Source organism: Klebsiella sp. 141162 (assembly GCF_050600755.1).
GTDB classification, from domain to species: domain Bacteria; phylum Pseudomonadota; class Gammaproteobacteria; order Enterobacterales; family Enterobacteriaceae; genus Klebsiella; species Klebsiella aerogenes.
Map to the genome: position 1 here is coordinate 92,698 of NZ_JAQIRI010000008.1, position 11,834 is coordinate 104,531.

11 protein-coding genes are annotated in these 11,834 nt (G+C 57.8%); 4 read left to right on the forward strand and 7 right to left on the reverse strand.

Annotated features, from left to right (window positions below; all coding sequences use genetic code 11):
• The first annotated feature begins 150 nt into the window (after positions 1 to 150).
• On the forward strand, positions 151 to 456 hold the full coding sequence (locus PGR23_RS19300) for a DUF2755 family protein (protein WP_015704540.1): 306 nt from the start codon (positions 151 to 153) through the stop codon (positions 454 to 456).
• Here the strand turns inward: PGR23_RS19300 and PGR23_RS19305 are convergent.
• From PGR23_RS19305 to PGR23_RS19315, 3 genes are all read right to left on the reverse strand, one after another.
• A complete protein-coding gene (locus PGR23_RS19305) occupies positions 453 to 1,556 on the reverse strand; it encodes a DUF1615 domain-containing protein (RefSeq protein ID WP_396279884.1) in 1,104 nt (367 codons plus the stop codon). The two genes, PGR23_RS19300 and PGR23_RS19305, sit on opposite strands and share 4 nt — an antisense overlap.
• 22 nt (positions 1,557 to 1,578) lie before the next feature.
• Complete coding sequence (gene sbmA, locus PGR23_RS19310) at positions 1,579 to 2,799, reverse strand: peptide antibiotic transporter SbmA (RefSeq protein WP_045390986.1); 1,221 nt, start codon at positions 2,797 to 2,799, stop codon at positions 1,579 to 1,581.
• Positions 2,800 to 2,915: 116 nt separating this feature from the next.
• The gene (locus PGR23_RS19315; RefSeq protein WP_161801920.1) at positions 2,916 to 3,428 is read right to left on the reverse strand and encodes an isochorismatase family protein; all 513 of its coding nucleotides are present in this window, start codon (positions 3,426 to 3,428) and stop codon (positions 2,916 to 2,918) included.
• A 221-nt stretch (positions 3,429 to 3,649) separates the two neighbouring features.
• Between PGR23_RS19315 and ampH the strand changes: the two genes are divergently transcribed.
• The 3 genes from ampH (at position 3,650) to PGR23_RS19330 (ending at position 8,218) form a co-directional block, all read left to right on the forward strand.
• Positions 3,650 to 4,810 (forward strand): D-alanyl-D-alanine-carboxypeptidase/endopeptidase AmpH, encoded by a 1,161-nt coding sequence (ampH, locus tag PGR23_RS19320; RefSeq protein ID WP_020079517.1) that lies wholly within the window; start codon positions 3,650 to 3,652, stop codon positions 4,808 to 4,810.
• Between the two features lie 107 nt (positions 4,811 to 4,917).
• On the forward strand, positions 4,918 to 5,892 hold the full coding sequence (hemB, locus tag PGR23_RS19325) for a porphobilinogen synthase (RefSeq protein WP_015368036.1): 975 nt from the start codon (positions 4,918 to 4,920) through the stop codon (positions 5,890 to 5,892).
• Between the two features lie 625 nt (positions 5,893 to 6,517).
• Complete coding sequence (locus PGR23_RS19330) at positions 6,518 to 8,218, forward strand: lysophospholipid acyltransferase family protein (protein WP_063414136.1); 1,701 nt, start codon at positions 6,518 to 6,520, stop codon at positions 8,216 to 8,218.
• Positions 8,219 to 8,222: 4 nt separating this feature from the next.
• On the opposite strand, the gene tauD is transcribed toward PGR23_RS19330, so the two are convergent.
• From tauD to tauA, 4 genes are read right to left on the reverse strand one after another with little or no spacing between them, the layout of a single operon-like run.
• Positions 8,223 to 9,074, reverse strand: a complete 852-nt coding sequence (gene tauD / locus PGR23_RS19335) for a taurine dioxygenase (protein ID WP_063414138.1) — start codon at positions 9,072 to 9,074, stop codon at positions 8,223 to 8,225.
• Positions 9,071 to 9,898, reverse strand: a complete 828-nt coding sequence (tauC, locus tag PGR23_RS19340; RefSeq protein WP_045390998.1) for a taurine ABC transporter permease TauC — start codon at positions 9,896 to 9,898, stop codon at positions 9,071 to 9,073. Before tauC ends, tauD begins: the two co-directional genes overlap by 4 nt.
• Positions 9,895 to 10,662: a taurine ABC transporter ATP-binding subunit gene (tauB, locus tag PGR23_RS19345; RefSeq protein WP_045380937.1), complete on the reverse strand. Its 768-nt coding sequence runs from the start codon at positions 10,660 to 10,662 to the stop codon at positions 9,895 to 9,897. The genes tauC and tauB overlap by 4 nt, the downstream gene beginning before the upstream one ends.
• A gap of 12 nt (positions 10,663 to 10,674) precedes the next feature.
• Complete coding sequence (gene tauA / locus PGR23_RS19350) at positions 10,675 to 11,637, reverse strand: taurine ABC transporter substrate-binding protein (protein WP_015368105.1); 963 nt, start codon at positions 11,635 to 11,637, stop codon at positions 10,675 to 10,677.
• Positions 11,638 to 11,834 lie beyond the last annotated feature (197 nt).

Below are 11,834 nucleotides of genomic sequence, written 5' to 3' on the forward strand. Positions count from 1 at the left end.
AATGCGGGCTCGCCGACAGTTTTGTCAAAACAGGATTATTCCTGGCAGAAATTACCAGCAATCTGATACAGGGAAACGCCCGGCGCTGCCAGAATTCCTGTCTATAGAGCTGGAGGAAAAACCAGCGGAACAGGTGTTGCGGAGGTTTATATGGCTGAATTTACGTTTTCTAAAACGCTGATGGGGAGCAACAAAAAGAAGGTATCGATCACCAGCGGTAACATTGCCTACGCGCTTTTTGTTCTGCTGTGCATCTGGGCCGGCGCGCAAATGTTGAGCATGCTGGTACACGCGCCAGGCGTATTCGAACATCTCATTCAGATTCAGGATACCAACCGCCCACGCATTGAGATTGGGCTCGGCGTCGGTACCCTGTTCGGTTTAATTCCGTTCCTGTTTGGTAGCCTGCTGGTCGGCGCGCTGGGGCTTATCCTACGCTGGTACCATAACCGTTAACGACGCGCCATACAGCTGGCGCGGCGATCGTCGACCCGCTTAGCAAACCACGCGGTAGTAAGATTGCGGGTGATTTTCGGGCTTTCCAGTTGGATCCCCGGCAACATCTCGCGCGGAAGCGTTTTCCCGGCCTTTTTCTCGGCGATTTTGAATATTTTCTTATACAAATCGCTCTCTTCAAACGCCAGGCTATCGCCCTTCTTCAGTTGGCGATGGATATCGCCATCGCTCATCCCCAACTGCCCGGCTAAACGGCGCACCGCCAGCTCAGTCGTTCCAGGTTCATCGCTGTCATAACGAATAAGATCGCCATCCAGCGCCAGCTTAACGCCGGTGGCTTTAACCACCGCATTCTGGAAGGCGGCGTTACGGCTGGCATACCAACCGGCATTGAAATCAGCAAAGCGGTACAGCGGCACGCTATAGTTAGCCGGGTAGTTGAGCAGATGATAGGTGCCGAACCACAACCCGCCGCGCAGGCTGAAGACTTCCTGGCGCACGGTGCCGTCGATTTTCCACGGATAACCGTCGGTATGCTGCTGGGCAAAGGCGATGCTTACCTGCATTGGCCCGCCGGTATGCACCGGGTTGAGAGAGCCGAACAGCTTCTGGCCCATCGGCACCATGCCAATGAAGTCATCAAAAATCGCGCTTAGCTGTTTTTCCGTTTTGACGTTATCGAGGCGCTCGCTGTAACTTTTACCGTTCGGCGAGGTGATTTTCAGCGCGGTATGCACCAGAAATACCGGGATATGCATTTTTTCCGCCCGACGGTCAATTTCCTGCCAGGCGATTTTATTCAGGCCCGGCACCGCCGGATCGGCCTGATAGTTTGATTCCTGCTGGGCGACCGCCAGCACCGAACAGACGTTTTCTTCCGTCGGCGCCAGCTTCTGGCTGTCAAAGGTTTTGGCAATCGCCTGCGCCCAGGCCTCGCGGTCTTTGACGCTGGCAGGCATTTTTTGCCGCACCACGGCGGCGACATCCACCGGCTTCTCGCCTTCTTTCAACTTAGGCGCCTGCTGGCTGGTACAGGCGCTCAGCACCAACCCGGCCAGCAGCGTAAAAGAGAGTGAAACACCGCGAGAAACCTGCGCCATAAACCTTCCTTGCATTCATTAATTAATTAACGGTTGAAGAGACTTCCTGCAGCCCTTTGTTATCCAGTTCGCGCTCAAAGCTGCGCAGACGTTTATAGATGGACATCAGTTCCACCAGCGTGGTCCACGAACTAATCAGATACTGGAACGAGCCGCGAACCTGACCGAACACGTTGGTGATCTGGGTCATCAGGCCGAGCGTAATCGTACCGGCGACAATCGACGGAAACAGCAGGAACAAGCCGAAAACGTTATCCACCTGCAGGTAAAGAATACGGGCAATATTGAAATACATATAGTGGAAATAGAGACGGAAGTAGTTGCGGCGCACCGCGCTGAACAGCTCGCGCACGGTCGGCGGCGTGGCGCGGTTGGCGTCATCCTCGCCATACACCAGCTCTTTACGATAGGCGGCTTCTACCCGCTGGTTTTTAAATTGCAGGCCCGGCAGCTTGATCCCGACCACCGCCAGCAGCCCGGTTCCCATCAGCGACCACACGATAGCGGCAATCACCAGCCCATACGGTAAATGGCCAACGATCGGCAGGTCCGGCACATGCGCCGACAACGAAACCAGCACCGGCAGGAAGGCAATCAGCGTCATTACCGCATTAATAAAGCTTACGCCCATATCTTCAAGCGTCGCGGCGAAGCGCATGGTGTCTTCCTGCACACGCTGAGCGGCACCTTCGATATGGCGCAGATGCTGCCAGTGTTCCATATAGTGTTCGTTCATCGCGGTACGCCAGCGGAACACATAGTGGCTTACGAAGAAGTTATTCAGCACGCCAATCACCACCGCAATCAGCGCGATGCCGAGAAAAATGCCAATCTCGTGGTAGAACTGATTGATGCTGACCTTGTGCGGCGTGGCCAGCGCGCTCTGAATCAAGTCATAGAACGGCGCATACCAGGCGTTGATCGCCACCCCAACTTCCACCAAAAACCAGGTGACAAAAATAATCAACGAGGTGCCGAGAATAGACCAGTATTGCCAGCGATGCGGGCTATAGATAAACCAGAACAGCGCGAAGGCGCCGACGCAGAACAGGTAATACGCGTAAAACACCAAATAGTTGAGCGACCAGAACCGCGCCGCGCTGATGGCGACATCCTGCGATGCGCCGGTTATCCGCAGCAGCCAGTCGCCGCCGCCCGCCTGCCAAAAGATCACCGCCAGCAGCGACCAGATAAAGGCAGAAATAAAAAACGGCCCCGGTTTGGGGAAAAAAGCTTTAAACATCGTACTCTCCTGCTAACTTCTTATCGTTCTGTTTTTGCTGTGTACCACACGTACGCCCGCCGCAACGCGCGGCGGCGAAGTAAAGCGGACCCATGATGAGACCGGATATCAGCGACTTAGTTCGTCTGCCATTCGGCAAGAATTGTTTCTACGGGTTTCACGCGTAAAGGATTATCGGGAAGGGTGAAAGTCCGCCACACCTCGTTATAGTGAGCGATCAGCGTTTTGGCCTCGGCGGCGGCGCGATTGGCGGTGGTATGGGCATCTTCGGCGATGGTGATGGCGTAGCCGCGGCTGGCGCCGTTTTTGATGGTGGTATCGACGCAATAATCGGTCGCGCAGCCGCAGATAACAAAAGCGTGAGTTCCGTTCTCGCGCAGTACCTGTTCAAGATCGGTTTTATAAAACGCATCACAGGCCGTTTTAGTGACGTAGCGCGCCCCGGCGGGTTGCGCCAGTTCAGGCAGCAGCGCGAATCCTTCGCTTCCTTCTTCCAGGCCGCCTGCTTCAGCGTGCTGAATGAAAATAACGCTATCGGCGGCGTGAATCAGGCGATTGATTTGCGCTACGCAGCGTTCGCGATCGACACGCGGCGTCTCGAATACGCCGTTTTGCATATCCACTACCATCAGAACCCGTTGAGATGCCATCACCACTCTCTTTTATAAGATGAATAAGAGCTTAATCATACGCGTCAGGCGGAAAAGCAGATATCTGAAAGCGGAAAAAAGTCATTTTTACGCACCGTTACGCTTTTCTGTGAAATATTGTCGTTATTCCCACTTTGCTCGCCGCGACTTCGTAGTATAAATACGGTGTATATTCCCCTAATAAACGATGGATGCCTCCGTTGAAACGTAGTTTGCTCATTTTTGCTGCGCTGTGCGCGGCGTCGTGGACCTCAGCCCAGGCGGTTCAGCCGAGCGTTGATCCGGTATTTACTTCTGATGTGGTCGACCGCTTCGCCGAACATATTTATTACGGCAGCGGCGCCACCGGCATGGCGATGGTGGTTATCGACGGCAACCAGCGCGTATTCCGCAGCTTCGGCGAAACCCGTCCGGGTAATAATCAGCATCCACAATTGGATTCCGTTATCCGCATCGCCTCTCTGAGTAAGCTGATGACCAGTGAAATGCTGGTGAAACTGCTCGATCAGGGAGTGGTTAAGCTTGACGATCCGCTGAGTAAATACGCGCCGCCTGGCGCGCGGGTGCCAACCTACCAGGGCGTACCGATTACGCTGGTCAATCTCGCAACCCACACCAGCGCCCTGCCGCGCGAGCAGCCCGGCGGCGCGGCGCATCGCCCGGTATTCGTCTGGCCGACCCGCCAGCAGCGCTGGAACTGGCTGTCGACGGCTACGCTTAAAACCACGCCGGGTTCGCAGGCGGCCTATTCCAACCTGGCCTTCGACCTGCTGGCCGATGCGCTATCGACCGCCGCCGGTAAGCCCTACCCGCAGCTGTTTGAAGAACAAATCACCCGCCCGCTCGGCATGAAGGACACCACCTTCACCCCATCGCCGGATCAGTGTCAGCGCTTGATGGTGGCGGAGAAAGGCGCCAGCCCGTGTAATAACACCCTCGCGGCCATCGGCAGCGGCGGCGTGTATTCGACCCCGGGCGATATGATGCGCTGGATGCAGCAGTTCCTCTCTTCGGATTTCTATACTCGCGGCCAGCAGGCCGATCGCATGCAGACGCTGATTTATCAACGTACCCAGCTCACCCGAGTGATCGGCATGGATGTTCCGGGTAAAGCCGATGCGCTGGGTCTTGGCTGGGTGTACATGAAGCCGAAAAACGGCCATCCGGGCATTATTCAGAAAACCGGCGGCGGCGGCGGATTTATTACCTATATGGCGATGAACCCGCAGGCTAACGTCGGGGTCTTCGTGGTGGTGACCCGTTCCGCGTTGACCCGTTTCAGCGCCATGAGCGACGGCGTCAACGACCTCGTCAGCGCCTTAAGCGGCGTGCAGCCGAATATGGAAACCGCCAGCCAGTAATCGTTGCGGGATGTTTTGCCACTGATTGTTAAGGATCGTTTTGGCGAAACATACCGCTGTCGTTTGCGGTACACTACCTTCTTTCATTTCACAAAATCAGGCAAACCATGACAGATTTAATCACTCGCCCACGCCGCCTGCGCCAATCCGCCTCGCTGCGCGCCATGTTTGAAGAGACAACACTGAGTTTGAACGACCTGGTGTTGCCGATCTTTGTTGAAGAAGAAATTGACGATTACAAAGCCATCGAAGCGATGCCTGGCGTCATGCGTATTCCGGAAAAACATCTGGCGCGCGAAATTGAGCGCATCGCCAACGCCGGGATTCGTTCAGTGATGACCTTTGGTATTTCCCACCATACCGACGCGACCGGTAGCGATACCTGGAACGAAAACGGTCTGGTGGCGCGCATGACCCGTATCGCCAAACAGGCGGTGCCGGAAATGATCGTCATGTCCGATACCTGCTTCTGCGAATATACCTCGCACGGCCACTGCGGCGTACTTTGCGAGCACGGCGTCGATAACGATGCGACCCTGGAAAACCTCGGTAAGCAGGCGGTGGTCGCTGCGGCCGCCGGCGCTGATTTCATCGCGCCATCCGCCGCGATGGACGGTCAGGTGCAGGCGATCCGCCGTTCGCTGGATGCCGCAGGCTTTACCAATACCGCGATTATGTCTTACTCGACCAAATTCGCGTCATCGTTCTACGGCCCGTTCCGTGAAGCCGCCGGTACCGCGCTGAAAGGCGATCGTAAAACTTACCAGATGAGCCCGATGAACCGTCGCGAGGCAATCCGCGAGTCGCTGCTCGATGAAGCCCAGGGCGCGGACTGCCTGATGGTGAAACCGGCCGGCGCCTATCTGGATATCCTGCGTGATATCCGCGAGCGCAGCAACCTGCCGCTCGGCGCTTATCAGGTCAGCGGCGAGTACGCGATGATCAAATTTGCCGCGCAGGCTGGCGCAATCGACGAAGAGAAAGTGGTGCTGGAAAGCCTTGGCGCAATTAAACGCGCGGGCGCGGACCTGATCTTCAGCTATTTCGCCCTCGATCTGGCCGAGAAAAAAATCCTGCGTTAAACCTGCCCTCTCCCCGGTAGCGCTGACGCTTACCGGGGCTACCAACCAAATGCCAAATCGTAGATATTATTATCAGTTTGCAACTGTTTCATTCCTGGAGAAACGGTTGTTCTATGCTGTTTCCGGGCACATTGCGCTCCCGAAATGTCTTCTGCGTTATGTCTCTCATGGCATAGGGAGCGCACAGGGGGCGGCCAGTCGCCGCCGCCCCCTGTACCCCCGGGCTCTGGCCGCCAAAATCGCCACTTCGTGGTTCCTTCGACTTATCCCGGCAGTCTTCGGGTCGGGCCGAGGCAGCGTCCGTGCAAAACACGGCCCTCAGCCCGCATCCATGCGGGCTGCCCCGGCCTGCCGGGAACGTCTCAGCGATTTTGAGGCCACCAACACCGGCAGTTTCAGTAGCCATGGATACAAGGGTAGAGCTCTGCAGCATGCAATGGCACGGACTGTAGGTCGGGTAAGGCGTAGCCGCCACCCGACAAAAAAACGGCGCTGCGGGTCGCCCGGATAAGGCGTAAGCCGCTATCCGGGAAACCTCGCCTGCTGAGACCGAATCTTCACCGAATTGTAATCTGAACGACATCTGCGCCTTCTACTGTCTGGGCAGGACAGAGGAGGAGTCACTATGTTTAGTCTCGACAACGTTCTCGATGACCTGTGGCCTCAGGCGAGGCCCGCCCCCTGGCAGAAAAAGGTGTTGAAAAAGCTTCTGCATGAAGCAGAGTTCCAGCAATTTGCCGCCCGCCATCGTCACCTGAAAGGACTGGATACGGTCGAACAGGTCCTCGAACATCTCAATATCCGCTGCGCTATCCCGGCGCATGACCTTGAACAAATCCCCGAACATGGCCCGCTGGTGATTATCGCCAACCATCCGACCGGGACGCTCGATGGGCTCGCCCTGCTTTATGCGGTCTCCCGCGTGCGGCGCGATGTCAAAGTCGTCACTAACCGTATGCTGACCCATCTTGAACCGCTGAGCTCGCTGTTTATTCCGGTGGATAATATCAACGGCCGTACCGCCAAAGCGGCGCTGCAGCAGATGGACCAGCAGCTTCAGCAGGGCGGCGTGCTGATCTTCTTCCCTGCGGGGGAAGTCTCGCGCCTGACCCGCCGCGGCATCCGTGATAAAAAATGGCATCCCGGCTTCATCAAGCTGGCGACGAAATACCGCGCGCCGCTGCTGCCGGCCTGGATCCGCGCCCACAACAGCCCGCTGTTCTACGCCAGCGCCCTGCTCTCCGAGAATCTGCCGCTGCTGCTGTTAATGCAGCAGATGTTTCGCCGCCGCGATAGCAGCTTGCCGTTGCGCATTGGCCAGCAAATCGCGTGGTCATCGTGGCATCAGCCGCAGCTTTCCGCCCGCGAACTGGCGGACCGGTGCTACCGCCACGTCGAGCGCCTCGGTAAAGGACACCCCGGCCTGTTTAAAAGCGAAAGCGCGATCGCCCGCCCGGAAGACCGCGCGCTGCTCAAACGCGAGCTGGCAAAAACCGAATGTTTAGGCAAAACCACGGACGGTAAACTGATTTATCTGTGGCAACGCAACGGCCAGGAAGAGGCACCGCTGCTACGCGAACTGGGCCGTCTGCGGGAGATAGCCTTCCGGGCGGTCGGCGAAGGCAGCGGCAAACGCCGCGATATCGATAGCTACGATGATGACTACCTGCACCTGATTTTATGGGATGAAGAGGATCTGGAGATCGTCGGCGCCTATCGTTTTATGCCTACCGCCATGCAACTGGAGAAACGGGGAGTGGAGGGCATCTACAGCTACAGCCTGTTCCACTACGACGCGCGGATGGACGATATTCTGCAGCACGGGATTGAACTGGGGCGCAGCTTCATTCAGCCGCGCTACTGGGGACGCCGCGGGCTGGATTATCTCTGGTCAGGCATCGGCGCCTGGCTGGCGCGAAACCCGCACTATCGCTATCTTTTTGGCCCGGTCTCGATTTCCGGCGGCTTGCCGCCCGATGCCCGCGATTTGCTGGTCGCCTTCTACCGCTTATGGTTTCCGGCGACGCATCCGCTGGCCAAATCGCGCCGCCCCTACCCAGCTTCGCTACCCGACGTGCTGGCGCAGTTTGGCGGCGAGGATTACACCGAAGACCTGACGCGGCTGAAGTCGCTGCTCGGCAACCTCGGCTGCGCCATTCCGCCGCTGTATAAACAGTACTCGGAAGTGTGCGAGCCGGGCGGCGTGCAGTTTATCGATTTCGGCAGCGATCCGGACTTTAATCACTGCGTCGATGGGCTAGTACTGGTGGATTTAACCTACCTCAAAGCCAACCGCTACCAGCGCTACATCGGCGCGCATCTCTAGCCGTTTATCCCGCCCGGTAGAACGGCTTATCGCCAAGAATTGTCGCGCGGTGCATGATGCGCCGCTGCGGCAGATAGTCGGCGTTAGCGTAATGCTGCGTCACCCGGTTATCCCAAATCGCCACGTCGTTCGGCTGCCAGCGCCAGCGCACCTGGAATTCCGGTTTAGTGACGTGAGCAAACAGGAAATTCAGCAGCGCCTCGCTCTCTTTCTCGCTGACACCCACAATGCGGGTGGTAAACCCTTCATTGACGAACAGCGCCTGCTTACCAGTTACCGGATGGGTACGTACCACCGGGTGCAACAGCGGCGGGTGCTTCGCCACCGCCTCGCGCCAGCGCTGATGCTCCGCTTCCGTCTTGTTGTACTTATACTCCTGGAACGATTTGCGGAAATCGTGCTCCGCGCGTAAACCGCTCAACAGTTGGCGGAACGGTTCGGAGAGCGCCTCCCAGGCGGCAATACCGCTGGTCCACAGGGTATCGCCGCCGGTAGAAGGTAACTCCTTCGCCGCCAGAATCGCCCCCGCCGGCGGCGTGTCGATAAAGGTCACGTCGGTATGCCAGTTATCGTTGTCCGGCGGATTATCGTTATGGGTATCCAGTACGATAATTTCATCCACGCCCGGCGCATGCGGATAGACCGGATGAATATGCAAATCGCCGAACCGTAACGCCAGATCGCGCTGCTGTTGCGGGGTGATATTTTGCTCGCGCAGGAACACCACCTGATGACGCAGTACCGCGTGATATAGCTGCTCGAACTGATTGTCGCTTAACGGACGGGTCAAATCGGCTCCGGCCACCTGCGCGCCAATATACGGCCCCAACGGGGTAATGCTAAGACGTTCACTCATTGTACTTCTCCATGCCAGGGCGTCAGGCGGCGCTGCAACGCGCGCAGTCCCAGTTCCAGAACAAATGCGATTATCGCAATCACCGCGATCCCGGCTAACACCACATCGGTCGCCAGGAATTCACCGGCGGATTGCACCATAAAACCTAAGCCGCGAGTGGCGGCAATCAGCTCCGCCGCCACCAGCGTCGACCAACCGACGCCAAGGCCAATGCGCAGGCCGGTAAGAATTTCCGGCAGCGCGCCCGGCAGGATCACCAGCCACAGCACCTGAGCGCGACTGGCCCCTAAAGACTGCGCGGCGCGAATACGGACCTGCTGCGCGCTTTTAACCCCCGCCAGCGTCGACATCACTACCGGGGCGAAAATAGCCAGATAGATCAGTAAGATTTTCGGCGTTTCGCCAATGCCGAACCAGATGATCACCAGCGGCAGCCACGCCAGCGGCGGTACCGGACGATACAGTTCGATCAGCGGGTCGAGGATCCCGCGTACCGTTGGGCTCAATCCCATGGCGATCCCCACCGGCACGCCAACGATCGCCGCCAGTACCAGCGCGATGGCGATACGCGTCAGGCTCGCCGCCAGATGCTGCCACAGGGTCGCGTCCATAAAGCCTTGCGGCCCGGCAATGGTGAGTAGCTTCTGCAATACCTGCCACGGCGAGGGTAAAAACAGCGGGCTAATCAGCTGTAGCGCGGTCACCGCCCACCAGATAGCCAGCAACACCGCCAGCGTCGCTACGCTAAGGGTCAGCTGCCGTGATAGCGGCCAGCGCCACTTCAGCGCGCGCTGGCGCGGTTTATCATTGAGGACCACGCTCATGAGAAAGCCTCCCGTTGTTCGAACACCCGGCTAAGCACATATTCGCGCTGGGCGATAAATTGCGGATCCGATTTAATGCTGCGGCAGGATTCACCGGCGACAAAACGGCGGCCGAACTCCAGCGGCAGGCGTTCCTGCACCCGCCCCGGCCCCGGCGACAGCAGCACCAGCTCGCTGGCCATAAATACCGCTTCTTCGATATCGTGGGTAATCAACAGCACCTGCTTGCCGGTTTCATGCCACAGTCGCAGCAGCAGAGTTTGCATCTGCTCGCGAGTAAAGGCATCCAGCGCGCCGAAGGGCTCATCCAGCAGCAAAAGCTGCGGATCCGCCGCCAGCGCGCGCGCAATACCGACACGCTGACGCTGGCCGCCGGAAAGCTGCCAGATAAAGCGTTTTTCCGCCCCCTGCAGGCCGACTTTCTTTAACATCTGCGCGGCGATTTCCCGGCGTTGGGTCTTTTCAACCCCCGCCAGCTGTAATCCCAGCGCGACGTTATCCAGCACGTTGCGCCACGGCAACAGGCCTTCATTTTGAAACACCACGCCGCGATCGGCGCCCGGCCCGTCGATGCGACGGCCTTCGAGAGTGATGCTGCCGTGCTGGTAAGGCACGAATCCGGCAATCAGGTTCAGCAGCGTGGTTTTGCCGCAGCCGGAAGGGCCCAGCACCACCAGCAGTTCGCCGCTGTCCAACGTCAGGTTGATATCCGCCAGCGCCGGTTTACCGCCATAATCAGCGGAGAGATGCGAGATTTGCAGCATCGGAGCCTCCTTTTATTTCACGAAACGGTCAGTAACGAACTGGCTATAGTCGGTTCCGGCCGCCGGTACTTTGCCCTGCTCTTTGAGGAATTTCGCGGTATCGATAATCGCCTGGTTCACCGGGCCGTTAAGCTCCTGCGCCTGCTGGGCGGCGGTAAGATAGGTATTGCCTTTGACTAACACCGGCACATCCGCCTCCGGCACGCCGCTCAGTCGCGACAGCTTGCTGAGATTTTCCGGCTGCTTCAGCCACGCCTCCGGGTTGGCGATATAGGGCTGCTGCGCGTCGATGGCGCTTTTAGCGAAAGCTTTCACGATTTCCGGATGCTGCTCGGCAAAGTCTTTACGCACAACCCAGACATCCAGCGTCGGCGCGCCCCATTGCCCCACCTGCGCGGAGTCGGTCAGCACCTTGCCCTCTTTTTCCAGTTCGTTAACGGCTGGCGCCCACACGTAAGCGCCATCAATATCGCCGCGCTGCCAGGCGGCGATAATCGCCGGCGGCTGCAGGTTGATAATCTGCACCTGGCCCGGTTTGATTCCCCAATGTTTCAGCGCGGAAAGCAGGCTGTAGTGGGTGGTCGAAATAAACGGTACCGCAATGCGTTTGCCAATCAGATCTTCCGGCTTAGTGATATCTTTCTTCACCACCAGCGCTTCGGAATTACCGAGCTTCGAGGCCAGCAGGAACACTTCAATCGGTACCTGCTGAGTGGCGGCCACCGCCAGCGGGCTGGAACCGAGGTTGCCTATTTGTACATCGCCTGAGGCCAGCGCGCGTACGATGCTGGAGCCGCTGTCGAATTTACGCCAGTCAACGGTGGCGCCGCTGGCTTTGGCGAAGGTGTTGTCCGCCTGGGCGACTTTCGCCGGTTCGGCGGAGGTTTGATAGGCGACGGTGACGTTAACCGCCTGCGCCTGGAAGGCAGCGAAAGCCAGCGCCGCCAGAAGAGTAATTCGCGATGTGAATGCCATAGTGTCTGCTTCCCCTTAGTTGTTATGGGTGCAGTATTTCCGGCATCAGCGTGGAGATGAAGTAATTAAAAATTCTGCCTAATAGCGAATCGTTTTTAGAAGAAAAGCGGGATTAGATAGTTAAAAACAGGGATTAAAGAAATGGGTTCCCCCGGCTCGCGGTACTGGTAGCCCGGATCAGGCGCGGAGCGCCGCCA

What these genes read in the sequence shown, in the direction of transcription:
- PGR23_RS19305 (WP_396279884.1), bottom strand. Translation starts at nt 1,556, where the DNA reads ATGGCGCAGGTTTCTCGCGGTGTTTCACTCTCTTTTACGCTGCTGGCC.
- tauA (WP_015368105.1), bottom strand. Translation starts at nt 11,637, where the DNA reads ATGGCATTCACATCGCGAATTACTCTTCTGGCGGCGCTGGCTTTCGCT.
- sbmA (WP_045390986.1), bottom strand. Translation starts at nt 2,799, where the DNA reads ATGTTTAAAGCTTTTTTCCCCAAACCGGGGCCGTTTTTTATTTCTGCC.
- PGR23_RS19315 (WP_161801920.1), bottom strand. Translation starts at nt 3,428, where the DNA reads ATGGTAGTGGATATGCAAAACGGCGTATTCGAGACGCCGCGTGTCGAT.
- hemB (WP_015368036.1), top strand. Translation starts at nt 4,918, where the DNA reads ATGACAGATTTAATCACTCGCCCACGCCGCCTGCGCCAATCCGCCTCG.
- PGR23_RS19300 (WP_015704540.1), top strand. Translation starts at nt 151, where the DNA reads ATGGCTGAATTTACGTTTTCTAAAACGCTGATGGGGAGCAACAAAAAG.
- tauD (WP_063414138.1), bottom strand. Translation starts at nt 9,074, where the DNA reads ATGAGTGAACGTCTTAGCATTACCCCGTTGGGGCCGTATATTGGCGCG.
- PGR23_RS19330 (WP_063414136.1), top strand. Translation starts at nt 6,518, where the DNA reads ATGTTTAGTCTCGACAACGTTCTCGATGACCTGTGGCCTCAGGCGAGG.
- tauB (WP_045380937.1), bottom strand. Translation starts at nt 10,662, where the DNA reads ATGCTGCAAATCTCGCATCTCTCCGCTGATTATGGCGGTAAACCGGCG.
- tauC (WP_045390998.1), bottom strand. Translation starts at nt 9,898, where the DNA reads ATGAGCGTGGTCCTCAATGATAAACCGCGCCAGCGCGCGCTGAAGTGG.